Annotated in this window: 31 protein-coding genes; 19 read left to right on the top strand and 12 right to left on the bottom strand. The window is 57.9% G+C overall.

Features of this window, described 5'->3' with window-relative positions:
- Nucleotides 1–16: 16 nt before the first annotated feature.
- Nucleotides 17–313 (bottom strand): hypothetical protein, encoded by a 297-nt coding sequence (locus EUU25_RS01640; protein ID WP_158897733.1) that lies wholly within the window; start codon nt 311–313, stop codon nt 17–19.
- 51 nt (nt 314–364) lie between these two features.
- Nucleotides 365–1,051, bottom strand: coding sequence for a hypothetical protein (locus EUU25_RS01635; protein ID WP_158897732.1), 687 nt, complete (start codon nt 1,049–1,051; stop codon nt 365–367).
- A 129-nt stretch (nt 1,052–1,180) separates the two neighbouring features.
- On the opposite strand from EUU25_RS01635, the gene EUU25_RS01630 reads away from it, so the two are divergent.
- Both EUU25_RS01630 and EUU25_RS01625 read left to right on the top strand, forming a co-directional pair.
- Entirely contained in the window at nt 1,181–2,224 is a 1,044-nt protein-coding gene (locus EUU25_RS01630; protein ID WP_158897731.1) for an AraC family transcriptional regulator, read from the top strand.
- A 92-nt stretch (nt 2,225–2,316) separates the two neighbouring features.
- Nucleotides 2,317–3,129 carry a sterol desaturase family protein gene (locus EUU25_RS01625; RefSeq protein ID WP_158897730.1) on the top strand — a complete coding sequence of 271 codons (813 nt, stop codon included), beginning with the start codon at nt 2,317–2,319 and terminating at the stop codon, nt 3,127–3,129.
- Here the strand turns inward: EUU25_RS01625 and EUU25_RS01620 are convergent.
- Entirely contained in the window at nt 3,126–3,611 is a 486-nt protein-coding gene (locus EUU25_RS01620; RefSeq protein ID WP_158897729.1) for an SH3 domain-containing protein, read from the bottom strand. The two genes, EUU25_RS01625 and EUU25_RS01620, sit on opposite strands and share 4 nt — an antisense overlap.
- Before the next feature lie 95 nt (nt 3,612–3,706).
- On the opposite strand from EUU25_RS01620, the gene EUU25_RS01615 reads away from it, so the two are divergent.
- Together EUU25_RS01615 and EUU25_RS01610 are read left to right on the top strand one after the other, a co-directional pair.
- Complete coding sequence (locus EUU25_RS01615) at nt 3,707–4,705, top strand: 2-hydroxyacid dehydrogenase (protein ID WP_158897728.1); 999 nt, start codon at nt 3,707–3,709, stop codon at nt 4,703–4,705.
- Between the two features lie 104 nt (nt 4,706–4,809).
- Nucleotides 4,810–6,120 carry an ammonium transporter gene (locus EUU25_RS01610; protein ID WP_158897727.1) on the top strand — a complete coding sequence of 437 codons (1,311 nt, stop codon included), beginning with the start codon at nt 4,810–4,812 and terminating at the stop codon, nt 6,118–6,120.
- 10 nt (nt 6,121–6,130) lie between these two features.
- Here EUU25_RS01610 and EUU25_RS01605 read toward each other — a convergent pair whose 3' ends face one another.
- From EUU25_RS01605 to EUU25_RS01595, 3 genes are all read right to left on the bottom strand, one after another.
- Nucleotides 6,131–6,463, bottom strand: coding sequence for a PilZ domain-containing protein (locus EUU25_RS01605; RefSeq protein WP_158897726.1), 333 nt, complete (start codon nt 6,461–6,463; stop codon nt 6,131–6,133).
- Nucleotides 6,464–6,526: 63 nt separating this feature from the next.
- Complete coding sequence (locus EUU25_RS01600) at nt 6,527–7,930, bottom strand: NAD(P)H-dependent flavin oxidoreductase (protein ID WP_158897725.1); 1,404 nt, start codon at nt 7,928–7,930, stop codon at nt 6,527–6,529.
- A 79-nt stretch (nt 7,931–8,009) separates the two neighbouring features.
- Nucleotides 8,010–9,158, bottom strand: coding sequence for a glycosyltransferase family 4 protein (locus tag EUU25_RS01595; protein ID WP_158897724.1), 1,149 nt, complete (start codon nt 9,156–9,158; stop codon nt 8,010–8,012).
- Between the two features lie 37 nt (nt 9,159–9,195).
- Here EUU25_RS01595 and EUU25_RS01590 point away from each other — a divergent pair, with 37 nt between their 5' ends.
- The 7 genes from EUU25_RS01590 (at nt 9,196) to EUU25_RS01560 (ending at nt 16,149) form a co-directional block, all read left to right on the top strand.
- Nucleotides 9,196–10,587 (top strand): protein adenylyltransferase SelO family protein, encoded by a 1,392-nt coding sequence (locus EUU25_RS01590; protein ID WP_158902998.1) that lies wholly within the window; start codon nt 9,196–9,198, stop codon nt 10,585–10,587.
- Between the two features lie 87 nt (nt 10,588–10,674).
- Complete coding sequence (gene astD, locus EUU25_RS01585; protein ID WP_158902996.1) at nt 10,675–12,114, top strand: succinylglutamate-semialdehyde dehydrogenase; 1,440 nt, start codon at nt 10,675–10,677, stop codon at nt 12,112–12,114.
- Between the two features lie 76 nt (nt 12,115–12,190).
- Nucleotides 12,191–12,958, top strand: a complete 768-nt coding sequence (cobA, locus tag EUU25_RS01580; RefSeq protein ID WP_158897723.1) for a uroporphyrinogen-III C-methyltransferase — start codon at nt 12,191–12,193, stop codon at nt 12,956–12,958.
- Nucleotides 12,955–13,251, top strand: coding sequence for a DUF2849 domain-containing protein (locus EUU25_RS01575; protein WP_158897722.1), 297 nt, complete (start codon nt 12,955–12,957; stop codon nt 13,249–13,251). Before cobA ends, EUU25_RS01575 begins: the two co-directional genes overlap by 4 nt.
- A gap of 1 nt (nt 13,252) precedes the next feature.
- Nucleotides 13,253–14,881, top strand: a complete 1,629-nt coding sequence (locus tag EUU25_RS01570) for a nitrite/sulfite reductase (protein ID WP_158897721.1) — start codon at nt 13,253–13,255, stop codon at nt 14,879–14,881.
- Nucleotides 14,874–15,296 carry a DUF934 domain-containing protein gene (locus tag EUU25_RS01565; protein WP_158897720.1) on the top strand — a complete coding sequence of 141 codons (423 nt, stop codon included), beginning with the start codon at nt 14,874–14,876 and terminating at the stop codon, nt 15,294–15,296. Before EUU25_RS01570 ends, EUU25_RS01565 begins: the two co-directional genes overlap by 8 nt.
- Before the next feature lie 34 nt (nt 15,297–15,330).
- Complete coding sequence (locus EUU25_RS01560; protein ID WP_158902994.1) at nt 15,331–16,149, top strand: phosphoadenylyl-sulfate reductase; 819 nt, start codon at nt 15,331–15,333, stop codon at nt 16,147–16,149.
- Nucleotides 16,150–16,346: 197 nt separating this feature from the next.
- On the opposite strand, the gene EUU25_RS01555 is transcribed toward EUU25_RS01560, so the two are convergent.
- Nucleotides 16,347–16,748 carry an acyl-CoA thioesterase gene (locus EUU25_RS01555; protein WP_158897719.1) on the bottom strand — a complete coding sequence of 134 codons (402 nt, stop codon included), beginning with the start codon at nt 16,746–16,748 and terminating at the stop codon, nt 16,347–16,349.
- 174 nt (nt 16,749–16,922) lie between these two features.
- Between EUU25_RS01555 and EUU25_RS01550 the strand changes: the two genes are divergently transcribed.
- The 8 genes from EUU25_RS01550 (at nt 16,923) to EUU25_RS01515 (ending at nt 21,305) form a co-directional block, all read left to right on the top strand.
- The gene (locus EUU25_RS01550; RefSeq protein ID WP_158897718.1) at nt 16,923–17,264 is read left to right on the top strand and encodes a hypothetical protein; all 342 of its coding nucleotides are present in this window, start codon (nt 16,923–16,925) and stop codon (nt 17,262–17,264) included.
- A 114-nt stretch (nt 17,265–17,378) separates the two neighbouring features.
- A complete protein-coding gene (rpmH, locus tag EUU25_RS01545) occupies nt 17,379–17,513 on the top strand; it encodes a 50S ribosomal protein L34 (protein WP_125230634.1) in 135 nt (44 codons plus the stop codon).
- Nucleotides 17,514–17,536: 23 nt separating this feature from the next.
- Entirely contained in the window at nt 17,537–17,872 is a 336-nt protein-coding gene (rnpA, locus tag EUU25_RS01540; protein WP_158897717.1) for a ribonuclease P protein component, read from the top strand.
- Nucleotides 17,869–18,081, top strand: a complete 213-nt coding sequence (gene yidD / locus EUU25_RS01535) for a membrane protein insertion efficiency factor YidD (protein WP_158897716.1) — start codon at nt 17,869–17,871, stop codon at nt 18,079–18,081. The genes rnpA and yidD overlap by 4 nt, the downstream gene beginning before the upstream one ends.
- 36 nt (nt 18,082–18,117) lie before the next feature.
- Nucleotides 18,118–19,872, top strand: coding sequence for a membrane protein insertase YidC (gene yidC / locus EUU25_RS01530; protein ID WP_158897715.1), 1,755 nt, complete (start codon nt 18,118–18,120; stop codon nt 19,870–19,872).
- Nucleotides 19,869–20,018: a hypothetical protein gene (locus EUU25_RS01525; protein ID WP_158897714.1), complete on the top strand. Its 150-nt coding sequence runs from the start codon at nt 19,869–19,871 to the stop codon at nt 20,016–20,018. Before yidC ends, EUU25_RS01525 begins: the two co-directional genes overlap by 4 nt.
- Before the next feature lies 1 nt (nt 20,019).
- A complete protein-coding gene (yihA, locus tag EUU25_RS01520; protein ID WP_158897713.1) occupies nt 20,020–20,640 on the top strand; it encodes a ribosome biogenesis GTP-binding protein YihA/YsxC in 621 nt (206 codons plus the stop codon).
- A gap of 2 nt (nt 20,641–20,642) precedes the next feature.
- Nucleotides 20,643–21,305 (top strand): glutathione S-transferase family protein, encoded by a 663-nt coding sequence (locus EUU25_RS01515; RefSeq protein WP_158902992.1) that lies wholly within the window; start codon nt 20,643–20,645, stop codon nt 21,303–21,305.
- Here the strand turns inward: EUU25_RS01515 and EUU25_RS01510 are convergent.
- From EUU25_RS01510 to fabI, 5 genes are read right to left on the bottom strand one after another with little or no spacing between them, the layout of a single operon-like run.
- Nucleotides 21,302–21,748, bottom strand: coding sequence for a cupin domain-containing protein (locus tag EUU25_RS01510; protein ID WP_158897712.1), 447 nt, complete (start codon nt 21,746–21,748; stop codon nt 21,302–21,304). The two genes, EUU25_RS01515 and EUU25_RS01510, sit on opposite strands and share 4 nt — an antisense overlap.
- A gap of 10 nt (nt 21,749–21,758) precedes the next feature.
- Complete coding sequence (gene aroC, locus EUU25_RS01505) at nt 21,759–22,835, bottom strand: chorismate synthase (protein ID WP_158897711.1); 1,077 nt, start codon at nt 22,833–22,835, stop codon at nt 21,759–21,761.
- 3 nt (nt 22,836–22,838) lie between these two features.
- The gene (locus EUU25_RS01500) at nt 22,839–23,357 is read right to left on the bottom strand and encodes a GNAT family N-acetyltransferase (protein WP_158897710.1); all 519 of its coding nucleotides are present in this window, start codon (nt 23,355–23,357) and stop codon (nt 22,839–22,841) included.
- The gene (locus EUU25_RS01495) at nt 23,354–23,683 is read right to left on the bottom strand and encodes a hypothetical protein (RefSeq protein WP_158897709.1); all 330 of its coding nucleotides are present in this window, start codon (nt 23,681–23,683) and stop codon (nt 23,354–23,356) included. Before EUU25_RS01495 ends, EUU25_RS01500 begins: the two co-directional genes overlap by 4 nt.
- Nucleotides 23,683–24,510 (bottom strand): enoyl-ACP reductase FabI, encoded by an 828-nt coding sequence (gene fabI, locus EUU25_RS01490; RefSeq protein WP_158897708.1) that lies wholly within the window; start codon nt 24,508–24,510, stop codon nt 23,683–23,685. The genes EUU25_RS01495 and fabI overlap by 1 nt, the downstream gene beginning before the upstream one ends.

The following is a 24,510-nucleotide window of genomic DNA, read 5'->3' as shown; positions in this document are numbered from 1 at the left end:
AATGCATGCCGCATCGTTATTCTGCCGCTGTAGCTTCCGCAGCCTTGCGCAATTTATACTCGGCATAGGCTTTGTTCAAAATCTTCATGCCGCGCCGGCAATAATATTGGTCATATTGGCGATCGCTGCTGCAACGCGCGCGCAATTGCGCCAAGACCGTCTCGGCACTTTGACGGACGCCGCCATAGGACCACGACATATCGCTAGAGCTGAAATTATACTCAGGCTGCATCACAAACCCGTTATAATTCTGTGCAGAGACCGGGGCTGAAAGCAAAAGTCCGGTAACCAAAATGCCCATTTTCAAACGCATTTTTCTTCTCCTCATGTGCCCCAGCACTATCATCTTCATCCGGTAAACAGCTTAGGCCAAGATGCTCCCAAATGCCGAGTCCGACGAAGCATGCGGCAAGCGGACGTTTGACGCAATACCACTATTCAACCGCACCAATCTGGGGCGTCCTTCGGCCATATAATGCCAGCGGAAGAAGCGGAATGTCAGGACCCGCCCGACCGTCACGGCGCCCATCCGCTTGTGCGACAATATCGACGGCAGATTATAGTCGGCGATCCAGCTCATCGAACAGTTTTTATCATGGGCATTCAGCCATTGCGCCGTTCCTGCCCACAGCGCGGCAAAGCCCCTGCCCATCCGAAACTGTGGCTTGATCCAGAGCCCTGCATCCCATCCCGCATCGGCGGGAACATGAAAACGGATCGGCATGGCGTCTTCTTCAAACGGACCTGCGCCAACCCAGGATATGCCGACCAGTTCCTCCTTGCGGTTGAATGCCGCGAGACAGGTCATGCCTTGCGCAAAGCGGAGGCGCTGGACGGCGGGACTAATGTCGATGCTATGCTTTTCCAATTCGGTGGCCGACATGGGCGCAACTCGAAAGCCGCGTGGCATTTCGGGCATACCTGAAACCGGCACAGCAACCAGCAGCAAGCGGCTATACCCGATCATCCCCGCCTTCGCCGCCAGCCGCGCGGCTGCGTAAGACAGGATGCCAGCGGCACCTAATAACTTCAAACTGCTAATGTCCGGCACAAAAGGCTCCGTCGAGTTGAGCGTGACGGTGTAGTGCGATTTCGAAAATAAATTCTGAACGCTGCAGCATTTGTCCGATTTCGAAATCAGCTTGTCGCACGGCATGCTTTATGACAGCCATGCGCACCGATGGACTATTTCAACCATATCGACATGATGGCACGCGGGGGTGCCATTTCCCTGCTCGCGCTGTGGAGCTGGATTCTTCTCCGCGATCATGGTCCGTCCTTAGCGGCCCGTCTGGCCGTGCTGATGAACGCTGCGATCTGTTGCTATTTGCTGGTCACAGCAGGTTGGTACCGGGAACCCAATATATTCGGCTTGTTCCTCGCTCTGGGAGCCGGTGCGACGCCAGGTCTTTTCTGGCTGTTCACCCGCGCATGGTTCAGCGACGAAGACAGGGTGAAACCAGGTGCCGTTCTTCTCGTCGCCCTATCGGTGATCAACACCGGCGTTACGCAGTTGTCCTTCCCCGAAGATGGCCCGTTCAATGCTGTTTCGGGCGTTCTGTTTCGTGTGGCTATGCTCGGCTTCGCCGCCGCCGCCTTTTGGGAAGTGTGGAAAAGCCGCGAAGGCGACCTGGTCGAACCACGGCGCAAAATGCGGCCCCGCATTATTGCTGTGGTTGGATTTTATGTCGTTGTTATCGCCTTTGCGGAGGTTGCCGCACATAATGAGATCGCCGACAAGTCGATTATCCGTATCGTGGGAAGCACAATCATTTTGGTTGTTCTCGCCTTTTGCGCCGCCCTATTCCAGATGCGGCAGGCCGACCTGTTCGGTCCGACCGCGCCTGTACAACGGAGCAACCTTCCGAAAGCGCAGCCCGATGACGGATTATCCGAAAAACTGCTGGCGCATATGGCGCGCGAAATGGCGCATCGGGACGAAACCCTTTCGATCGCCAAGCTGGCCCAACAATTGGGCGAGCAGGAATATCGTTTGCGCCGGACGATCAACCAGCAACTGGGCCACCGCAATTTCACGTCCTTCCTGAACGGCTATCGCCTTGCCGAGGTGAAAGCGGCTCTCTCGGATCCGACGCAAAGGGACGTACCGATCATCACCATTGCCCTTGATGCAGGCTTTGGATCGCTGGGCCCATTCAACCGCGCCTTTCGCGAGGCAGAAGGCATGACGCCCAGCGCCTTTCGCGCATTGAAAGCTGGTTGATTTCAGAATCGGCTAGCCAGTTTCCGAAATTGAAGGGCATAACCGGCGACGAACTGGCAGTTGGCGCACATCAACTGCCCAAGGATAAATAAATGAACACCGGAATTCCTCCCCTCGATATATTGCTGACCAAAGGGCAATATGTTTTTGCTTTTGACTTCGGACGCTATCTGATTGCGGCGAGTGTCACATTTTCCATAGTCTGGTTGTTACGCCGGACCGCTTTACGCCAACGCAAGATCCAGGCGCGTGAGGCGACACCAGCCGATATGCGGCGCGAATTCTTGCAGTCGATGCAGTCCGCGATCGTCTACACGGTGGGCGCGGCATTCCTCATTTGGGGAAGCCAGAACGGTATTTTCAAACGGTTCGACGGCAGCTTCGGCATCGGGACCGACCTGCTGATCCTAGCCGCCATCATCATCGCGCATGATGCCTATTTCTACTGGGCGCATCGCTTCATGCACCATCCCAAATTGTTCAAGCATTTCCATTATGCCCACCACCGGTCGATCACTCCGACACCTTGGGCCGCCTACAGCTTTGCGATACCGGAAGCCTTGGTGATGTTCATGTTCGTGCCCATCTGGCAGTTTTTCGTGCCAACGCCGGGCTGGGTCATGTTCACCTGGCTGAATTTCCAGATCATCCGCAACGCCATGGGCCATGCGGGCTTTGAATTTTTCCCGCGCTGGTGGCTCGCGACGCCCCTGACAAGCTGGATCAACACGACGGTGCATCATGACTTGCACCATCATGGCGGCTTCAACACCAATTACGGCCTATATTTTACGTGGTGGGACAAATGGATGGGGACCGAACACCCCAAATATCATGTGAAATTCGCTGAAGTCGTAAATCGTGGCAAGGAAGATGCCCCTCTGCCCGAGGCGATCCACGCCTAAAGCGCTTCGTCGCCCCACAGCCGGTCGGTTTCGATAAAGCCGTAGCGCCCCGCATTGTCGAAGCGGCACCAGCCTTTGTCGCATTCGTCGATCTTGCCGACAACGCCGGGTTCTACACGCCAGGCAATGCGGGCCGTCTGCTGCGGGGTCTCGCGTAAGGCAGCTATGCCGCTTCCGACAACAAGGGCGGTCCGCTTGGGGCTGAGCAGGCGGACATGCATCCAGCCCTGATCGCCGTCGGGATCCTCAACCTTGCGCCACACGCTGTGCACGGCAACGACTTTAACCGGCATATTCTGCCGCTTGTAGACCCACTTCACCGGAAATTCGGTACTGGGCCCCGTGCGCATCCGCGCCTCGGATTCTTCGATAGATGCCCAATAGGGTGTTTTTTGCTGTGCCTGCGCGTCCAGTGCGACCGCGCCGAAAAACGCAGTGCACAGTGCAACGCCTTGCCAAATGATTTTTGCCTGATTTGCCATTATCTTACCCCAGAGCCTCACTCTATACTGTAAGGTACACCGACAGTGCAACCATCCTGTCTTGACGTCAGCCCGAAATCCGCTTTACTCGCCGCATGCCCGAACTCAGCCGCATCGAACGACCCCGCGTCCGCGTCACCCGCCAGCTTCTTCCCGCTGTCGAACAACGAATGGCCGAACTGTTTGACGCGACGTTCAACGCCGACGACACACCTTTGTCCCCTGAAGAACTGGCGTCGGCGATGGCCGATTGCGATGTGCTGGTGCCAACGGTCACCGACCGGATTGATGCAGACCTGATCGCGGCGGCACCGCCCCGCCTCAAGCTGATCGCCAACTATGGCGCAGGCGTGAACCATATCGATCTCGCCGCCGCCAAAGCCAAAGGCATCATGGTGACCAACACCCCGGGTGTATTTACCGACGACACCGCCGACCTCACCATGGCCCTCATCCTCAATGTCCCGCGCCGGTTAGGCGAAGGACATCGCCTGATGCGCAGCGGGGGATGGCAGGGTTGGAGCCCGACCGGAATGCTCGGCCACCGGATTGGCGGCAAGACGTTGGGCATTATCGGCTTTGGCCGGATTGGTGAGGCTGTGGCCATTCGCGCCAAAGCCTTTGGCCTGAATATCATCTACAACAAGCGTCACCGTTTACCCGCCAGTGTGGAAGAAGAACTGGGCGTAAGCTTTGAGCCGGATCTCGACCGCTTGGTGGGCCGCGCCGATATTATTTCGCTGCATTGTCCGCTGACGTCGGAGACGGACAAGATCATCAACGCGGACCGTATCGCGCTGATGAAGCCGGATGCCTACATAATCAACAGCTCGCGCGGCGAGTTGATCGACGAGGTAGCGTTGATGGACGCGCTCGAATCCGGAAGGATCGCGGGTGCTGGCCTTGACGTGTACACCCACGAACCTGCGGTCGATCCCCGCTTACTTGCCATCCCGAACGTGGTCCTGCTGCCCCATCTGGGCAGCGCAACTTTCGAAGGACGCGGCGCGTCGGGGGAGCGTGTGATCGCCAATATACGGATGTGGGCAGATGGCCATCGCCCAGCCGATCAGGTTCTTGATGGCTGGTCCTGAGCAATTTTCGTTCGCTAACATGCCGTTAACCGTAATTTTTGGCATTGAGCATCCGCCCCGCCTGTCTTAGGACGCCCTACAGAAAAAAATGGGGCGGAGCGGACATGGCCAATAAAATCCTGAGTGCAGTATGTGTTGCCGGTGCTTTTTTGGCAGCACCTGCCTTTGCGCAGGATGCCGTCGTCGCGCTGCCTGAGCCCGATAGCGGCGACAGCGCATGGATCTTGACCTCGTCGGCCTTGGTCCTTTTGATGACCCTGCCCGGCCTCGCGCTTTTTTACGGCGGCCTTGTACGCGCCAAGAACTTCCTGTCGGTGCTCGTGCAATGCGGCGCAATCGCCGCAATGGGGTCGGTGATCTGGATTGCCGTCGGATACAGCCTCGCCTTTTCCGTGAACGGGAACAGCTACATCGGCTCGCCAGAGAATTTCATGTTCAACGGCCTGCTCGATTCGGTCCGTGAAGACCAGACTATTGGCGAGCTCGCATTTGCGCTGTTCCAGATGACCTTTGCGATCATCACGCCCGCGCTGATTGTCGGCGCATGGGTGGAGCGTGCGCGCTTCGGATGGGTCGTCGCCTTTAGCGCGCTCTGGTCTTTGCTTGTCTACATCCCCGTCACCCGCTGGGTCTGGGGGGGCGGATTTCTTGCGGAACAGGGCGTTATCGACTTTGCAGGCGGCATCGTGGTGCATACCACGGCGGGCATCTCGGCGCTCGTGGTGGCGTTGATGCTCGGCAAGCGCATCGGCTTTCCCAAGACCTTGATGTTGCCGCACAGCCCCGCGCTGACGGTCGCAGGTGCCGGCCTTTTGTGGGTGGGCTGGTTCGGATTCAACGGGGGCTCGGCCCTTGCGGCAAGTGACGCAGCGGCGAGCGCGATTATCAACACCCATGTTGCTGCATCAGTTGCGGCGCTGGTCTGGATCCTGATCGAGCGGTTCAAGGTCGGCAAATCCACAGCGGTCGGCTTTGCCACCGGCGCGGTCGCAGGACTGGCAACCATCACGCCTGCCGCGGGAACCGTTGGACCCGGCGGCGCAATCATTATCGGGCTCCTCGCCGGATTGGTCTGCTTCTGGTGCGTTGGTCTGGTGAAGGGCACGCTGAAGATCGACGATTCGCTGGATGTCTTTGCCGTCCATGGCGTCGGTGGAATGCTGGGATCGCTCCTGCTCGCCATCTTCGCCAGCGAAAGCTTTGGCGGCGTCGGCTATGCCGAAGGCGCGGGCATGGGCTCGCAGCTTTGGGTGCAGTTAAAGGGTGTCGCGATAGTCGCGGTCTACTCCGCAGTCGTCACCCTGATTATCGGCTATATGGTATCGATGGTCCTGCCGATGCGGGTCAGCGAAGATCAGGAACGCGATGGACTGGATATCTCCAGCCATGGCGAACGCGCCTGGGATCTGGACTAGGTTCGAACGCTCAGCAGTTTTGGAGAGTTAGCTGCCGGAAAAGCGCCCGGTCCAGCATCTCGTCAAATTTACAGCCGAGCCGGTTGCCTTCGGCCCAGACGGCGGTCGCGGTAATGGGCTGGCTTCCGGCAAGACGCAGCCAGATCCGGTCGCCGACATTGATGCCCCCGTCGATCAGAACGCGGCAGCCATAGACCGAAAGGTCGACCAGGCTGGCTTCCAAGGGCAGTTTTGTATGATTGCGGACGGTGGCCTTGCCGAGCAACACAGGGTGCCGCTGCGCCTCCCGCTGCTCCAAGCGCGCGGGTGCTACCTTTCGATATTGCGACGTCATGTACCCCATCAACATCCCCTTGCCGAAAAAGATAAGGGAATAAGGTCAATAATCGGTAAATGACCGCCGCAATTAGTCCCCGGTCAGGATGCGATCGACCAGCTGTTTCACCGTCGGAACGAAGCCATTGGAATAGAACGGATCCTTGCCGAACAGATAGGCGCTGTGCCCGGCAAACATCAGATTTTCATCAATGGGCGCGCCATGTGCAATGTTCTGAAGTGCCTTCTGGATGCAGAAACTGCGCGGGTCGGCTAGGCGGCCGGTGCTGTTATTGTCATGGTCTTTCCACGACGAAAAACCGCAATGCGACAGACAGCCCATGCAGTCCTTCTGATCCTTGCGAATGACATCACCTGAGGAGGGCGTAACGAAGACCAGCGTATTGTCGGGAGTCTTCAGCGCAACGGTGAAGCCTCTTGCATCCCATTCGCGCGCCTTCATCAGGTCCGCCGGGGTCACCCAGAAATTTTTGCCTTTAACACCCACATCGAGCTGGAGCGTATGGTCCATATCGGCGGTTTGAGTGTACGGAATCTGGCGATCGGACCGGTTCTGCAACTCCTGCAGGAATGGGTTGATCACGGCGCTCGAATAAAATCCGGTTGGCGAGAATTGATGCAACAAAACCCCGTCTTCCGGGATTTTCGTCAACGCATCTTTCCAGCCATCGGGTATCGGGCTTTCCTGCGTCAGCAAGGGACGCGTGCCGAACTGGAATGCAATCTGCCCCAATTCGGGATTATCGATCCAATTGTCCCAATCGCGCAAATACCAGACGCCGCCCGCCATGACGATGGGCACTTCGTCCGAAATGCCCTCTGCCCGCATGACGTCGCGCAAGGCTTTGACGCGGGGATAGGGGTCTTCGGGGCTGCGTGGGTCTTCGGCATTGGACAGACCATTATGGCCGCCTGCCAACCAGGGGTCTTCATAGACGACCGCACCCAACCATTCGGGCACTTTGTGATAAGCGCGCTTCCACAAGGCACGGAACGCACGGGCAGAGCTGACGATTGGCAAATAATAGACGCCATATTGCGCAGCAATTTCCGACAGCTTGTAGGGCATCCCTGCCCCACAGGTGACGCCGGTCACCATGCCGCGTGTTTCTTCCAATATCCCGTGCAGGATGCGCTGGGCGCCGCCCATTTCCCACAAGACGTTAATATTGATCGCGCCTTTGCCTCCGGCGATTTCATGCGCCAGTTTGACCTGCGCGATGCCGCCCTTGATGCCATAGGCCACCAGTTCCTCATGCCGCTCGGCGCGCGTTTTGCCGAAGAACACCTGCGGAATCATATTGCCATTTTCGTCATAGCTGTCGGCATTTACGGCGGACACGGTGCCAATACCGCCAGCGGCAGCCCAAGCACCCGAACTTGCATGATTTGTTGCAGCGACGCCCTTGCCACCTTCGACCAGCGGCCACACTTCACGGCCGCCATAGATTATGGGTTTCAGACCCTTGAACACAAACACAACCCCTATGTATTGCAATCGGCGCCCAATAGCGCCTTCCCCTGCTCCATTAATTCGCCGCTAACTGAAACATTCAGGCTTGTCGCGCAAAATCGGCGCGTTTCATCGCAGAGCCATAAAGCTGCCTGTAGCGGGCAAACATCGTTTCCTCGTCATATTGCGAACAGGCGATAAACCGGTTCGCGTCTCCGACTTTGCTGCGCAGCACAGCATCCTGCGCCAAAACAGAAATAGCGTTGGCCAACCCCGCTTCGTCTTCGCGGCCGACAATGAACGGACGATTTTCCTTGGAAACCATGTTGCGTACATCCCCGACATCGGTCGAAACAGCGGGAATACCGCTCGTCATCGCTTCAACTAATGAAATCGGATATTGTTCACTGTCCGAGCTCAAGGCGAAGATATCGAACAGCCGGATATAGCGTGACGGATCCTTCAAAAAGCCCGGCATCATCACCCGGTCTGCGATGCCCACGCGTTCGGCCTCGGCCATGATTGCCGCACGCTCTGGCCCCTCCCCGGCGATGGCCAGACGTATATTTGGACCCGCCGCAGCAACAGCGCGGACAAGGCGCGGCAAATTCTTGATGGTGCGAAGTCCCGCAATCGTGCCGACCACGATTTCGCCCTCCCGCTTCTGAAAGCCCGGGAAAGATCCGCGCTGCGGACGGCGGTTATAGTGGTCGGTGTCGATCCCGTTGGGAAACCTGCATATCTTGTCGAGCGGCTGGTGCCATTGCGTCCGCGCGATTTTTTCCAGTGTTTTGGACGGCACCACAAGCGTATGGGCACGTTGCAGCGCGATGGTGCGGAACCAGTTGCGACGCTTTTTCAGCCGCTCGATCTCGTCATGGTTGAAGCCATCTTCATGATGGATCAACGGCGGCAAGCCCATGGCCTGCCCCAATAAAGTGCGTGCCATCACGCCGTCCATCGACCCCCAATTATAACTGAGCACCAGATGGAATTTCTTCATATAAGCGGCGAGCTTCCGATACCGGCCCATGCCGGGCATTCCCGCCAGCGAAGGCGCGGCGTCTTTGGGCAGAGTAAATTTGATCCGCTTGTCGATCGCATCCGCTCCACCAAAGGCGTCGGGGACAGCCGACAATATCGTATGTTCGGCTTGATCGCCGAAATGGTTGATCAAACGCACCGTGCGCGATTCCTGTCCGCCCAGATTAAAACTGCTATGCAAATGAAGGATGCGAACTGCCGCCATACTTGCCTTTCTAGTGCGTCCCGCGCAAACGGGACGGATGCATATTAACGTCTTGCCCTCCCCCTATCGTCCTGATCCGAAAATCGCCAGCCTTGGTGCAAAAATTGGCGATCCCGTCCAATCTGCCGACTTTCCCCAGACCATATTGCGGTACCGAAATGACCGATGGGCAGCGACAGTCGGGCTGGATTCGCTCAGCGACGCCGAATGGGTTCAGCATTTCGGACGATTCGTCCCCCTGCCCGACAATATGCCGGAACCGCTGGCGCTGCGGTATCACGGGCATCAATTTCGCGTCTATAATCCCGAAATCGGCGATGGCCGGGGGTTTTTACATGCGCAACTGCGCGACGGTCTGGACCGCTTGCTCGATTTCGGAACCAAGGGATCGGGCACAACTCCCTATAGCCGGCGCGGTGATGGTCGCCTGACGCTGAAAGGGGGCGTCCGCGAGATATTGGCGACCGAGATGCTGGAAGCACTGGGCGTCAACACGTCCAAAAGCTTTTCGCTCATCGAAACGGGCGAAGAATTGATGCGGGGGGACGAACCTTCACCCACCCGATCTGCAGTGCTGGTTCGCCTCAGCCACAGCCATATCCGCATCGGCACCTTTCAACGCATGGCCGCCGAGGGCGATAGCGAAGGCATGGAAAGGCTGGTCACTTATTGTTTGACGATTTTATACAATGAAACACCTAGCGACAATCCTGCGGCACAATTGCTCCACCTCGCCGTTGAACGTATCGCGGACCTCGCCGCATCTTATATGGTCGCCGGGTTCGTGCATGGCGTGCTCAATACCGACAATATCAACATAACGGGCGAGAGCTTTGACTATGGCCCTTGGCGGTTCACGGAATTCTGGGACCCGCATTTCACCGCCGCCTATTTTGACGAAACGGGGCTTTACGCTTTCGGACGGCAGGCGGAGGCAATGCACTGGAATCTCGGGCAATTGGCCGTCTCGCTGCGGCTGTTGTGCGAGGCACCGCCCTTGATCGAGGCGCTCGAGCGCTTCCCTGCACTTTTCCAGGCTGCCATCATCAAACGCTTTTTGTGGCGGCTTGGCCTGCAACCGCAGGGCACCGAACGCGATCGTGAGCTCGTCGAGGCAGCCGAACGGGCGATGGCGCGGGGCAAGATTCCGATCGACATTTTCTTCTACAATTATCGTGGCGGACGATTGGTCGAAACGCGCCAAACAGACGAATTTAGCGCCGCATTCGAAGCCGTGCTGGCCGACTATCTCCCTTCAGGAGATGTCACGCATCCCTATTGGACGGCTGGCGCGCCCTGTTCCATGCTGATCGACGAGGTCGAGCAAATCTGGTCGGCCATCGCGCAGGATGATGATTGGGCGCCTCTGATGCAGAAAGTGGACGCCATGAGATCGATGCGGGAGGCCTTGTCGATTGTAAAGGAATGACGAATTTTGCCGTCTAGATTTACCCAATGTAAAACTATTTCCGCCATTTCATGGTAAACCGGCATTAACCATAAGAGAATAAGGCGCATTTTGTCCGAGCTGATATCCTACGAACCCGCTACAGGTGCCGAGCTTTGGCGCGGGCAGACGAGTGATGTCGATACAGAAGTGGCAAAGGCACGGTCCGCATGGCCCAAATGGGCAGCAGCCCCTTTGTCGGAGCGTATTGAACGCATACGAATCTTCGCAAACCGGGTCCGCGCCGATCTGGAGCAATTTGCCGACACAATTGCCCGTGAGACCGGAAAACCCCTTTGGGAAGCCCGCACCGAAGTCGAATCGGTCGTCAACAAGGTCGACATTTCGGTCCGCGCCTATGCCGACCGGACATCGCAACGGCGGCTGGATGGCAAGATAGGCACGCGAACCGCCCTGCGGCACAAGCCACATGGCGTGCTGGCCGTCTTGGGGCCATATAATTTTCCGGCACATTTGCCCAATGGGCATATCGTTCCGGCGTTAATCGCGGGCAATGCGATCGTCTTCAAACCTTCGGAAAAAACCCCGGCGACGGGCGCAATGCTGGTCGATTATTACCATAAGGCGGGTATCCCGCAGGACGCCGTGCGTCTTGTGCAGGGTGGCCCCGACACCGGCAAGGCGCTGTCCACCCATCCCGATATCGACGGCCTGCTGTTCACCGGGTCAGCACAAACCGGAATCGCCCTCAACCGGCAGTTTGCCCATCGCCCCGACAAAATTCTCGCGCTGGAAATGGGTGGCAATAACCCGATCATCGCGTGGGACACCCGCGACATCCACAGCGCCGCCGTCCTGATCATTCAGTCGGCTTTTCTGAGCGCGGGGCAACGCTGCACCGCTGCCCGCCGCCTGGTCGTCAGAGATACGCTTTATGACCAGCTTGTCGGCGAGGTGAAAAAGATCGCGGACCGCCTCATAATCGGTGACCCGCATAGCGAGCCGCCGCCCTTCATGGGGCCGGTTATCGACAAGGATGTGTGCGACAATCTCATTGAAAGCTACCTCGCCTTGATGAGCAGGGGTGGTCGGCCGATCAAGCATCTCAAGGTCGCCGAACAGGGCCGGCCCTTTCTGACACCCGGCATCATCGATGTCACCGATATGGACGATCGCCCGGATATCGAGTTGTTCGGCCCGCTTTTGCAGGTTATCCGCGTGCCTGATTTTACGTCCGCGATCATTGAAGCGAACAACACCCGCTTTGGCCTTTCTGCGTCGCTGATCGGCGGAACACCGGAACAATATGACGAATTCTGGGCGAATAGCCGTGCCGGCATCGTGAACTGGAATGCCCCCACCAACGGTGCATCGTCATCCGCGCCCTTTGGCGGGGTCGGGCTGTCGGGCAACCATCGGCCCAGCGCCTATTATGCCGCCGACTATTGCGCCTATCCCGTTGTGTCTTCGGAAAATGATGTACCCAAGGCGATGCTGGGGATCGGCCTGAAAGACGAGGAAGTCGCGCCTGTCCTGATCGAAGAATAGAGCGCTAAAGTTCTTCTAGGGCAAAGCCAATATATCCTGATTTGATGCTCCTTGGCCTGCGCGCCATGTTGTGAGTATGGAAAAAGCTCATGTCTATCTGGTCGGTGCGGGTCCTGGTGACCCCGAATTGCTGACACTCAAGGCGGCGCGCCTGATTGCGACGGCGGATGTCGTTGTGCACGATGGCCTCGTCGACGACGCAATCATGGCGATGATCAATCCGGCCGCGCGGTTGATTTCGGTCGCGAAAAGCCGGTCGAAGCACACGGTGCCGCAGGACGGCATCAACGCCATATTGGTGCGCGAGGCACAGGCAGGGCATATGGTTGTCCGGCTAAAGGGCGGCGATCCCTTCATATTCGGGCGGGGCGGCGAAGAGGCCGAAGCCTGCCGTGACGCAGGTGTGGCCGTGGAAGTCGTTCCGGGCATTTCTGCCGCAATGGGCGGTGCCGCTGCATCGATGATGCCCCTCACCCACCGCGACGCATCAAGCGCGGTCACTTTTGTCGCCGGACAGTGCAAGGGCCTGACCGACCAGAATTGGGCGGGACTTGCTGGGAAGGGCCGCACGCTTGTCATCTATATGGGCATCGCGACCGCCGCGGACATTACCGAAAAGCTGATTTCGGACGGCCTGTCACCCGACACGCCCGTCGCTGTGCTCGAACGCGTCACGCGGCCCAATTCGCGAGCTTTGCAGACCCTCCTGACCGATCTGGGCGATATGATTGCGCGCGAAAAGGTCGCCTCACCGGCGATCATCGTCGTAGGCGACGTCGTCCTGAAATCCGATGCCGAAGACCGGCTCATCCATATTGCTCAACAGGCGGAGGCACTGGCGTGAAATTACTGACCGGAAATGAATTGGGATCAGGTGCCGTCACCTGGTGGACCGGCAGCGGCTGGTCAATCCATGTCGAAGATGCCGTCGACGTCGGTGAAGGCGGCGAATCCATCCTGCACGCCGAAGAAGGCGCAAGGCGGGTGAACGCACCCTATATCATCGACGCGATAGCCACGCCCGAAGGCCCACGCCCCGCGCACATCAAGGACCGCGTCCGCGCACTCGGCCCCACGGTCCGCCCTGACCTCACCCTCAAACCCGCCGACCCGGCCGCGGGCGATTGGATCATTTGATATGTATAAATATGACAATTACGACCAAGCCATCGTCGACGCCCGCGTGGCAGAGTTTCGCGATCAGGTGAACCGCCGCATGGCCGGTGAAATCACGGAAGACCAGTTCAAGCCCCTGCGGCTGATGAACGGTCTCTACCTGCAACTGCACGCCTATATGCTGCGCGTTGCCATTCCCTATGGCACGCTCGACAGCCGCCAGATGCGGATGCTGGCGCATATCGCGCGCAAATATGACCGGGATTACGGCCATTTCACGACTCGCCAGAACATCCAGTATAACTGGATCAAGCTGGAAGAATGTGCCGACCTGCTGGAAGAATTGGCAAGCGTTGAGATGCACGCCATCCAGACCAGCGGTAATTGCATCCGTAACATCAGTTCGGACCAATATGCGGGCGCAGCGGCAGACGAAGTCGCCGATCCGCGTCCTTGGGCCGAATTGCTGCGCCAATGGTCGACCTTCCACCCGGAGTTCAGCTATCTGCCCCGCAAGTTCAAGATCGCCGTGATTGCATCGCCCGAAGACCGCGCCGCGATGCGCCTGCACGACATCGGGCTGGAACTGGTGAAGCAGGATGGCGAACTGGGTGCCCGTGTGTTCGTGGGTGGCGGCATGGGCCGGACGCCGATGATCGCGCCCGAGATCAATCCCTTCGTCAAGGCGGACGACCTGCTGAGCTATATCGAGGCCTGCCTGCGCGTTTATAACCGCTATGGCCGTCGCGATAATATCTACAAGGCGCGGATCAAGATCCTCGTGCACGAAATCGGTGCCGACGAATATCGCCGCCAGGTCGCCGAAGAATTCGCTCATGTCAAAACGCTGGGCATCGATCCGCCTCTGGCCGAACTGGAACGGATCAGCGCCTTTTTCGCTGCACCCGCGTTCGATGCAGCCGATGTCGAACCCGACCGTAGCGATCCCGATTTCGCTGTCTGGCTCGACCAGAATGTGAAGCCGCACAAGCAATCGGGCTACGCCATCGTCAATATCAGCCTGAAACCCATTGGCGGCATCCCCGGCGATGCGTCCTCTGCGCAAATCGATGTGATGGCGGACCTGGCCGAGAAGTACAGCTTTGACGAACTGCGCGTTACCCATGCGCAGAATATCGTGCTGCCCCATGTCGCCAAGCGTGACCTTTACGCGGTATGGCAAGCACTGCGCGAAGCCGATCTGGCGAATGCCAATCTCGACCTGATCAGCGATATTATCGCCTGCCCCGGCCTTGATTATTGCAGCCTCGCCAATGCGCGTTCCATCCCCATCGCCCAGAAAATCGCCACCCGTTTCGCCGATGCCGAACGGCAGCGCGACGTGGGCGAGCTGAAGCTCAAAATCTCCGGCTGCATCAACGCCTGCGGCCACCACCATGCCGGCCATATCGGCATTTTGGGCGTGGATAAGAAAGGCGTCGAAAACTACCAGCTCACGCTGGGTGGATCGGGCGCCGAAGATGTGTCGATCGGCAAGATCACCGGCCCCGGTTTTGACGAGGACGGCATTGTCGATGCGGTCGAAAAGGCCGTCGAAAAATACCGCGAACTGCGCGAAGGCGACGAGCGTTTTGTCGATACCTACCGCCGCGTTGGCATGGACCCGTTCAAGGAGGCGATCTATGGTTGAGTTCCGCTATCGTGACGATGAAGTCACCGAACAGCCTTCGGTTACACTCGATGCCTTTCTGGACCAGTCGAACGCCACGGCAGTTCGGCTGGAGCCGGATGATGATGCGCGCAAGCTGATCCCCTTTCTGGACCGGCTCACATTAATCGAAGTCGCCTTCCCGAAATTCCGCGACGGACGGGGTTACAGTTCGGCCCGCATATTGCGCGAGGCAGGCTACACCGGCGAACTGCGCGCGCAAGGCGACGTTCTGGTTGACCAGATCGCCTTCATGCGCCGCTGCGGGTTTGACAGCTTTGCGCCCGAAGGTTCGCTGAACCCCGACGCGGTGGAACGCGCGCTTTCAACCTATGACCAATTTTACCAGAAAGCGGCCGATGCGGCTGTGCCTGTTTGGAAATTGCGTCATGGGTGAACCCCCAATTCCGTTCGCATCGAGCGAAGTCGAGATGCCGTTAGACCGTGCACAGCCTGCAGGTGTCTCGACTACGCTCGACACGAACGGAAAAAGGGAAGTTGACCGTATCGACACAAGCCCCCGTTACACAGAGGCGGATGCCGTTCGCCTCAACAATATGTTCCGGGGCCGCGATACGGTAGAGATGCTGACCGTTCTTCTGAAAGAAAATATGCTGGGCGATGCGGCGATCGTGTCGAGCTTCGGCGCGGAAAGCGCCGTATTGCTGCACCTGATCGCCAGCATTGACCCGACTGTGCCGGTCCTGTTCCTTGATACCGGCAAGCATTTTCCCGAAACCATCAGCTATCGGGAGGAATTGCGGGATCTGATCGGATTTACGGACCTGCGCAACCTGACGCCCGATCCCGCCTTGCTAGCAGAAAAAGACGGCACAGGCCTGCGCTGGTCCTATGATCCGGACGGCTGCTGTGAAATCCGCAAAGTATTGCCGTTGAAAAAGGCTCTCGCCGGATTTGACGCACAATTTACTGGCCGGAAAGCATTCCAATCATCCACCCGCAAGGCGCTGCCGCGCTTCGAGATTGAAGAAGGCCGCCTGAAGGTCAATCCGCTGGCCGATTGGGACAAGACCCGGCTGGATGCCTATATGGCCGACCATGTTCTTCCGCCGCATCCGCTGGTGGAACAAGGCTATCCTTCCATTGGCTGCTCACCCTGCACCACCAAGGTCGCACCGGGTGAAGACCCACGGTCGGGGCGATGGAAAGGCTGGGACAAGGTCGAATGCGGCATTCACAGCGACGTGTCGACGCTGGATGATGGCGGGGCGAACGATCCGATTTTCTGATAGGGGTTTGGGGGAACTTGGGGCTTGTGCGCCAACTCCCCCTCTCCACTTCGTCTAATGGCTAAAGCCATAAGACTAAGTACCTCTCCCCTGAAGGGGAGAGGGTAATGGTGCTTGGCCTCTCCCCTTTAGGGGAGAGGATACGGAGCCTTGGCCGAAAGGCCTAGGCGGAGTTGGAGATGGGCATCCCCCTCACCTCAATCCTTGGGAAAGAAATATTCCTGAATTTCCGCAGCAATCCGTGCAGGACGCAGGGTTTCGGCATCGATGCAGCACCAGCTCGACTTTACCTCGGCCAACACTTCCTCGCCGCGCTTGATGACCGTGTCGTAAAAGGAGCGGGCACCCTGCACCTTTTCCAGAACAACGGTGGCGATGACATCATCGTCGAGAAACGCAGGCTTGCGGTAGGTAATCTCGTGCTTCAGCGCGACCCACAGATATTTAGCTGCGGTTTCGGGCGGCGCAAGCTTGTTCCAATGCGCAAGAACAGCGTCCTGCACCCAGTTCAGGTAACGGGCATTATTGACGTGCCCCATGAAATCAATGTCAGCGGGCAAAACACCGATACGGTGCAAATGGGGGAGAGCGTTCGGCATATTGTCCCTGATATGGCTGTTTTGGGCCCAGTTTAAAAGGGCGATGCGGCCATTTCCCATGAATTTGCTACGAATTGTTTACAGTGTTGTAAATTTGTACGTCTTCGGGTGCACATTATTCCCGAAATCCAATGGGAACTTGCAAGTCCGACACTGCCAACCCACATCAGGGCCATGACCACACCCCAAAAAACCCGATGGACCGATTCATCCGCATATCGATGGGCCATGGTGATTCTGGGCTGGATGCTGGTTGTCTCGGCTCCTTTGGTCAGCTGGTTACCAGGCCCGGGCGGACTAGCGTTATTCATCATTGGTTTGGGCGTTATCCTGAAACATTCGCTCTGGGCCAAAAAACGCTATTCCCGCTTGTCTAAGCTCCATCCCGAATATGGCCGCTGGGCCGATTGGGCTTTGCGGCGGAGCAAGGTGCAGCACAGGCCGCCTTTTCCCGACATCAAACGCGACATCATGTACCTGTGCCGGCGTGATGATATTGGCATGAAACTGCCCTGAGCGTGTTGACTTTTGCTCGCCCCACGCATAATGGCCACGTCAACAAAGGCGGTCGCTGGACAGATTCGGCGGCCCTTTTCATTTCATACCGACTAAAAACTAAGGATTACAGTCATGAAGCGCACTTTTCAGCCGAGCAATCTCGTGCGTGCCCGTCGCCACGGTTTTCGCCTGCGCATGTCGACCGCCGCTGGCCGCAACATCCTGAACGCACGCCGCGCGCGTGGCCGCAAGAAGCTGTCGGCCTGATCCAGACGACGGCGGACCGCGATATGCGCGGTTACAGCGTCATCAAAAAACGGTCGGATTTTCTGGCCGCCAACCGGGGGAAGCGTTACGCAACTCCCGGTTTTGTTTTGCTGGTAAAGGACCGGCAAGACGAGCAACCCGACATTCGGCTTGGCATTACCATCACCAAAAAGGTGGGTAATGCCGTTGTCCGCAACCGGATGCGCCGCCGCTTTCGCGCGCTGGCGCAGGAAATGCTGGCCGAAAAGGGCAAGCAGGGTGCGGATCATATCCTGATCGGACGCGATGGCGGCATTGAACGCGACTTCGGTGCCTTGCGGGCCGATATGGCAAAGGCATTGGAAAAGCTCTGCCAATGATCGCACGGGTCCTCATCTTGGTGGCGCGCGGTTGGCAATTGGGCCCTTCGCGCATTCTGCCTCCTACCTGCCGCTACAGCCCGAGCTGCTCGACTTATGCGATAACCGCACTTCAGAAATATGGCGCAATTAAGGGTGGCTGGCTGGCCATCAAACGGCTATTGCGCTGCCAACCTTGGGGTGGTCACGGGCACGATCCCGTACCATGAACCGCCCAAAAGCTTGAATAACGGGGAAAGTTAAACGTGGACGATAAGCGTAACCTGATTTTTGCAGTATTGCTGACCGGATTGATCCTGTTTGGCTGGCCCTATGTTGCCAGCACTTTCTTCCCGACGGCCGTGGCACCCGAGCAGAGTGTGACAGAGAAAGCCGCACCTGCAAACGGGTCGGATACGGGCACGTCGATTGTTGCATCGGCGGCAGCCCCGAAAAATGTCCCGCTCGGTAACGCGCTCAAAAGCAGCGCACGCATTCTGATCGAAACGCCAAAGCTGAAAGGGTCAGTCAATCTGGAAGGCGCCCGCATTGACGATCTGCAATTGCTGACGCACCGCACCGCACTCCCGAAAAATTCGCCACCGGTACGCCTGCTCGCGCCGTCCGGAACAGCCAAAGCACATTTTGCGCGCTTTGGCTGGGTCGGCAAAAACGTTACTGTGCCCGACGACAAAAGCATCTGGACACCCAGCAGCAACGTGCTGACACCGGAAGCGCCCGTCACTCTAAGCTGGATCAATCCCGAGGGACAAAAATTCGAAATCGTCCTGTCGGTCGACAAAGACTATATGATTACCGCCGAACAGCGGTTCACCAATGGATCGGCCGCGGAAGTGGAAGTTGCACCTTTCGGCCTTCTAAGCCGCAATGGCCAGTCACCCGACCCCGATTCATGGAACATCCATGTCGGCCCAATGGGCGTGTTTGACGGCACATTGACCAATGTAAATTATGACGAAGTAATCGAGGCCCCCAAAAGCGAACTCGATTACCAGACGACCGGTGGTTGGCTGGGCGAAACTGAAAAATACTGGCTCGCTGCGCTCATTCCCGACCAAAAGGTCAAGATCAATGCCTCTTTCAAGACGAAGGATGGCTTTTACTGGTCGCAAATGGTCAATGCCAACCAGACCAAGGTAGCGCCCGGTGCGACCTTTAGCCAGAAATCGCGATTGTTTGCCGGCGCAAAGGAAGTCGAGACACTCGACATGTATGCAAACGAGCAAGGCATTCCCTTGCTGGATTATTCCATTGACTGGGGCTGGTTCTGGTTCCTGGCCATTCCTTTCTTCTGGATTTTGCATTGGCTGTTTGGCGTCTTCGGCAATTTCGGTGTGGCCATTATCGGCCTGACCATCATTGTCCGCCTGTTCATGTTCCCGGTCGCCCAGAAGCAGTTTGCATCCATGGCGCAAATGCGCGCGGTGCAACCGAAAATGAAGGCGTTGCAGGAACGTTGGAAGGATGACAAACCCCGTCTGCAGCAAGAAATGATGAAGCTGTACAAGGACGAAAAGGTTAATCCGCTTGCCGGATGCCTGCCCATCCTTCTCCAGATTCCGATCTTCTTCGCGCTGTACAAAATTCTGATGCTGTCGATTGAAATGCGGCACCAGCCTTTTGCCCTGTGGCTCAAGGATTTGTCGGCACCCGATCCGTTGACCCCGGTCAACCTGTTCGGCCTGCTGCCCTTTGATCCGCCGACATTCCTGGCTATTGGCGTCCTGCCAATCCTGCTTGGCATCACAATGTGGCTGATGCAGAAGCTCAATCCGCAACCGATGGACGAAGTGCAAAAGCAGGTCTTTGCAATCATGCCCTGGTTCCTGATGTTCATCATGGCGCCGTTTGCAGCAGGGCTTCAGCTCTACTGGGTAATGTCAAACCTGATTTCGATTGCGCAGCAGAAATGGCTCTATTCCCGACATCCGATCCTGAAGGAACAGATGGCGAAGGAAGCCGAGGCGAAGGCGCGGGAAAAGGCGAAGGCGTCGACGTGACAATCTTTGGTGTCAAAAAGACTGTCATGCTGAACCTGTTTCAGCATCTTACTTTCGGCCGCTTAAGTAAGACCCTGGAACAAGTTCAGGGTGATGGTCTTTTGGCTAAGGGTGACGGTCTGTCGGCTCAGGGTGACGGCTTTTGACATGAACGACATGACGTCCAAAATCTTCTCAGGCCCGGTTACATTTCTGAAATCGGCCCCGAAACTGGAATTTCTGCCGGATCCGATTGTCCCTGAAATCGCATTTGCCGGTCGGTCGAATGTCGGCAAATCCAGCCTGATCAATGCGCTTGTCAACCGCAAGGACATGGCGCGCGCGTCAAACACACCGGGCCGCACGCAAGAGCTGAACTTCTTTGATGTCGGCACACCGCCGCTGTTCCGGATCGTCGACATGCCAGGCTATGGCTATGCGAAGGCACCGCTGAAAACGGTGCAGCAGTGGCGTTATCTGATTAATGACTATCTGCGTGGCCGCGCAGTGCTCAAGCGCGTCTTTGTCCTGATCGACAGCCGCCACGGCATCAAGGAAGTCGACCACGAGATCATGAAAATGCTCGACACCGCAGCGATCAGCTACCGTATCGTGCTGACAAAGACCGACAAGATCAAGGCCAGCGAGCGCGAGGCGGTTGAGGTGGATACGATGGCGAAGCTGCGCAAGCATGTCGCTGCCTTTCCCGACATCTCCGTCACCTCTGCCGAGAAAAGGGGCGGGATTGATGATTTGCGGGATGCGGTGTTAGAAGCGGTCGCGTCATGACGCTGAAACTGATCACCGGCAACAAAGTCTATTCGAGCTGGTCGCTCCGCGGTTGGCTGGCGGTCAAGCAGTCCGGTCTTCATTTTGACGAAGTTGTGGTCCCGCTGTTCGATGACAATTGGGAACAGCGCAAGCGCGAAGACGATTTGGCACCATCGGCGGGCAAGGTTCCGATCCTGTGGGATGAGGACGCCGTCGTTTGGGACAGTCTGGCGATTATCGATTATCTGGCGGACAAGGTGGGCCGCGACCGGTATTGGCCAAAGGACAATGTCGCGCGCGGCATGGCGCGGTCGCTCTGTGCCGAAATGCACAGCGGCTACATGGCGCTCCGCCGCGAATGCCCGATGAACACGCGCAAGAAATTTGAAAATATCACCGTCTCCGCCGAGACCCGCGCCGATGCGGTCCGCATCCTGCAAAACTGGGCGGAGGCCCGCTCCCGCTTTGGACAGCAGGGGCCCTATCTGTTCGGGACCTTTAGCGCGGCAGACATCATGCTAGCGCCCGTGGTCACGCGCTTTGTGACCTATGGCTTCACCCTGCCCGGCTTTGCCCAAAGCTATGTCGACGCCATGATGGCGCATCCCTGGATGGAAGAATGGTACGCGGCGGCCGATCAGGAAACATGGATGATCCAGCGGATCGAGGACGCTGCCCCCTAAAACTCGCTGCCGTCTTTTTTGCGAAAGCCGGTCCCGTTGAACAGGTGCATGTCGATATCGGGATAGTGGCAATCGGACGCTGACGGCCGGCCTATCGCAATAAACACACAATCACTGTTGCTTTCATTGATCAGCACATGGCCATTGGCGGCACCTTTTGGAAACACGGCAACATCGCCGGAACACATGATGTGGCGGCCGTCATCTTCAACCAATACAGCTTCACCGGAGAGCATGATGACCATTTCGTCCTCATCTTCATGCCAGTGCCTCTGTGATGACCATGCGCCGGGTTTCAGGGCAACATGGCTTGCGCCAAATTCGGTGAGGCCAGAGGGCGGGGCAAGGCGACGATAAAATCTGCCTTCAACTTCAGCTGCATAAACAGCAGGGTAACCCGTCGCATTGGTTTGCGGGATGGTATCAATATCAAGCTTGGGCACTGTCTTTCTCCTATCCGCATTGCGCCCGGTGCAGCAGTTTCTGGTCGGCCAGCACCAGCGCCATCATAGCCTCCACCACCGGCGCGCCGCGAATGCCGACGCAAGGGTCGTGGCGGCCTTTGGTCACGATATCGGTGGCCTCGCCCTCGCGCGTCACCGTCTCGACCGGGGTCAGGATGGATGAGGTCGGCTTGAACGCAACGCGCACCACAACCGGCTGCCCGGTGGAAATACCGCCCGCAATGCCGCCCGCATTATTGGCGAGAAATTCAGGCTGATTGGACCCGGCGGTCGACGGCCGCATCCGGTCTGCATTTTCCTCACCCCGCAGCCGTGCCGCTTCAAAGCCCGCGCCGATTTCGACGCCCTTGACGGCATTGATGCTCATCATCGCGGCGGCCAGTTCGCTGTCGAGCTTGGCATAAAGCGGTGCGCCCCAGCCTGCCGGAACGCCGGTCGCGACACATTCGATCACCGCACCGAGCGAAGACCCAGCCTTGCGCGCCTCGTCCACCAGCTTTTCCCAGCGGGCGGCGGCAGCCTCGTCGGGGCAGAAAAAGGGGTTCTTGTCGATCTGCGCGACCTCGAAATTGTCGCGGTTGATCGCATCGCCGCCGATTTCGGCGACATAGGCGATGATCTCGACATCAGGGATCACCGCCCGCGCCACGCCGCCCGCCGCAACCCGCGCCGCTGTTTCGCGCGCGCTTGACCGGCCACCACCGCGATAGTCGCGGAAACCATATTTGGCGTCATAGCTGTAATCCGCGTGGCCGGGGCGATAGGCCTTGGCGACGTCGGAATAGTCTTTCGACCGCTGGTCGACATTTTCGATCATCAGCGAAATGGGTGTGCCGGTCGTCCGGCCTTCGAAGACCCCGGACAATATCCGCACCGCATCGGGTTCCTGCCGCTGCGTCGTAAAGCGCGAGGTGCCGGGGCGGCGTTTGTCCAGAAAGGGTTGAATATCCGCTTCGCTGAGCGCCAATCCGGGCGGGCAACCGTCCAGCACCGCGCCCAAGGCAGGCCCATGGCTTTCCCCCCATGTGGTAAAGCGAAAAACGCGGCCGAAGGTGTTAAAGCTCATCTGTCATCCCATTCGCGCAAATGCGGGTGCATAATCTGCCCTTCCCCTTTGCGGCAGCGCAAGGCCGCTGTCCAGATGTACGGCCATGAAATGCGGGCCGGAAAAAGGGGAAATATAGGGTAAGGCAAAATCCGGACGATAGCCAAAACGGGGATAATAGCCTGCATGGCCAAGTACAAAACTGATCTGTATCCCAGCATCGCGCAATTGCGTGAGCCCCGCGCGGATCAACGCCGCACCGATGCCATTTCGCTGCTGATCCTGCCGAACGGCCAAAGGCGCCAGTCCTGCGGCGCGCAGCGGCTTTCCGTCGGCATCCACACACATGCGGCTAAACATTACATGCCCCAGAAACTCTCCGTCTCGTTCGGCAAGCAGGCTGGCAACGACATCACCGTCGGCATGAAGTGCCCGAACCAGTTCGGCTTCACCATGATGCCCCATGGGGGAAGCCGAAAAAGCGGCCCGGTGCAACGCGGCAACGGCATCTAGATCGTCGTCTTTAACGGGACGGATATTCATTTCGAGTCGGAAGAATCGGCGGTTCGCACCCTGCGATACTTCACCTGTTCCTTGCCAATCCATGTCCGCACCGCGCGGTAGATAATCACGGTCATGGCAAGGGCCAATACGCGTGCGGCATGGGGATGTCCAAAGGCGGTACCGATGCGGCCGCCCCAGACAAAGGCACCGATCAATGCACCAAACCCTGCCATGGACACAAAGGCATCCAGAATCGGCGGCAAGCCCTCCCAATAATGTTTGGCGTGCCAATATCCGTGCACACCCACCAGCAACGCACAGCCAACGAGGAGGAGAACCAGCTCGTTGCTATGGCCGATGACCATCACGACAGGGCGATATCAGGAGCATCCTCCTGCTTCATGCCGACGGTGTGATAGCCTGCATCTACATGATGGGTCTCGCCGGTGACGCCCTTGGACAGGTCGGATAGGAAATAGAGCGCGGAGGCACCCACATCGTCGATGGTCACATTACGGCGAAGGGGCGAGTTATACTCGTTCCATTTGAGAATATAGCGGAAGTCACCGATACCCGATGCGGCCAATGTCTTGATGGGACCAGCCGAAATCGCATTCACGCGGATGCCGTCGGGACCCACGTCATTGGCCAGATATTTGACCGATGTTTCCAAAGCCGCCTTGGCAACGCCCATGACGTTATAATGCGGGACGACCTTTTCCGCGCCATAATAGCTGAGCGTCAGCATGGAACCGCCGCCCTCGCCCGTTTCCGGATCAAAGGGCTTCATCAAGGCAGCGGCGCGCTTGGCGACCGCGGTGAAGCTGTAGACGCTGATATTCATGGTCATCAGGAAATCGTCGAGGCTGACATCGAAATATTTGCCGCGCAGTGCTTCCTTGTTGGTGAAGCCGATGGCGTGGACGACGAAATCGATCGTGGGCCATTTGTCGGCCAGTGTGGCAAAGGCACGGTCCAGATTGGCCATGTCCGCGACGTCGCAGTCGATCAGAAAGTCGCAGCCCAATTGTTCCGCCAGCGGACGAACCCGCTTTTCCATGACCTCGCCCTGATAGCTGAAAGCCAGTTCTGCGCCTTCGGCCTTCAAACGTTGGGCAATGCCCCAGGCCAGCGACTTGTCATTGGCAAGGCCCATAATCAATCCGCGCTTGCCAGCCATCAATCCGCTCAT

It is taken from the genome of Sphingorhabdus lacus (assembly GCF_009768975.1).
GTDB lineage: Bacteria > Pseudomonadota > Alphaproteobacteria > Sphingomonadales > Sphingomonadaceae > Sphingorhabdus_B > Sphingorhabdus_B lacus.
The sequence above is the reverse complement of the archived record's forward strand: the minus strand, read 5'-3'. Positions and strand labels throughout refer to the sequence as shown.

What these genes read in the sequence shown, in the direction of transcription:
- EUU25_RS01500 (WP_158897710.1), bottom strand. Translation starts at nt 23,357, where the DNA reads ATGAATATCCGTCCCGTTAAAGACGACGATCTAGATGCCGTTGCCGCG.
- EUU25_RS01495 (WP_158897709.1), bottom strand. Translation starts at nt 23,683, where the DNA reads ATGGTCATCGGCCATAGCAACGAGCTGGTTCTCCTCCTCGTTGGCTGT.
- EUU25_RS01640 (WP_158897733.1), bottom strand. Translation starts at nt 313, where the DNA reads ATGCGTTTGAAAATGGGCATTTTGGTTACCGGACTTTTGCTTTCAGCC.
- EUU25_RS01560 (WP_158902994.1), top strand. Translation starts at nt 15,331, where the DNA reads ATGCCGTTAGACCGTGCACAGCCTGCAGGTGTCTCGACTACGCTCGAC.
- EUU25_RS01610 (WP_158897727.1), top strand. Translation starts at nt 4,810, where the DNA reads ATGGCCAATAAAATCCTGAGTGCAGTATGTGTTGCCGGTGCTTTTTTG.
- cobA (WP_158897723.1), top strand. Translation starts at nt 12,191, where the DNA reads ATGGAAAAAGCTCATGTCTATCTGGTCGGTGCGGGTCCTGGTGACCCC.
- EUU25_RS01630 (WP_158897731.1), top strand. Translation starts at nt 1,181, where the DNA reads ATGGACTATTTCAACCATATCGACATGATGGCACGCGGGGGTGCCATT.
- EUU25_RS01565 (WP_158897720.1), top strand. Translation starts at nt 14,874, where the DNA reads ATGGTTGAGTTCCGCTATCGTGACGATGAAGTCACCGAACAGCCTTCG.
- fabI (WP_158897708.1), bottom strand. Translation starts at nt 24,510, where the DNA reads ATGAGCGGATTGATGGCTGGCAAGCGCGGATTGATTATGGGCCTTGCC.
- EUU25_RS01605 (WP_158897726.1), bottom strand. Translation starts at nt 6,463, where the DNA reads ATGGGGTACATGACGTCGCAATATCGAAAGGTAGCACCCGCGCGCTTG.
- yihA (WP_158897713.1), top strand. Translation starts at nt 20,020, where the DNA reads ATGAACGACATGACGTCCAAAATCTTCTCAGGCCCGGTTACATTTCTG.
- EUU25_RS01625 (WP_158897730.1), top strand. Translation starts at nt 2,317, where the DNA reads ATGAACACCGGAATTCCTCCCCTCGATATATTGCTGACCAAAGGGCAA.
- EUU25_RS01590 (WP_158902998.1), top strand. Translation starts at nt 9,196, where the DNA reads ATGCATATTAACGTCTTGCCCTCCCCCTATCGTCCTGATCCGAAAATC.
- yidD (WP_158897716.1), top strand. Translation starts at nt 17,869, where the DNA reads ATGATCGCACGGGTCCTCATCTTGGTGGCGCGCGGTTGGCAATTGGGC.
- EUU25_RS01615 (WP_158897728.1), top strand. Translation starts at nt 3,707, where the DNA reads ATGCCCGAACTCAGCCGCATCGAACGACCCCGCGTCCGCGTCACCCGC.
- aroC (WP_158897711.1), bottom strand. Translation starts at nt 22,835, where the DNA reads ATGAGCTTTAACACCTTCGGCCGCGTTTTTCGCTTTACCACATGGGGG.
- EUU25_RS01555 (WP_158897719.1), bottom strand. Translation starts at nt 16,748, where the DNA reads ATGCCGAACGCTCTCCCCCATTTGCACCGTATCGGTGTTTTGCCCGCT.
- EUU25_RS01570 (WP_158897721.1), top strand. Translation starts at nt 13,253, where the DNA reads ATGTATAAATATGACAATTACGACCAAGCCATCGTCGACGCCCGCGTG.
- rnpA (WP_158897717.1), top strand. Translation starts at nt 17,537, where the DNA reads ATGCGCGGTTACAGCGTCATCAAAAAACGGTCGGATTTTCTGGCCGCC.
- rpmH (WP_125230634.1), top strand. Translation starts at nt 17,379, where the DNA reads ATGAAGCGCACTTTTCAGCCGAGCAATCTCGTGCGTGCCCGTCGCCAC.
- EUU25_RS01595 (WP_158897724.1), bottom strand. Translation starts at nt 9,158, where the DNA reads ATGGCGGCAGTTCGCATCCTTCATTTGCATAGCAGTTTTAATCTGGGC.
- EUU25_RS01620 (WP_158897729.1), bottom strand. Translation starts at nt 3,611, where the DNA reads ATGGCAAATCAGGCAAAAATCATTTGGCAAGGCGTTGCACTGTGCACT.
- EUU25_RS01550 (WP_158897718.1), top strand. Translation starts at nt 16,923, where the DNA reads ATGACCACACCCCAAAAAACCCGATGGACCGATTCATCCGCATATCGA.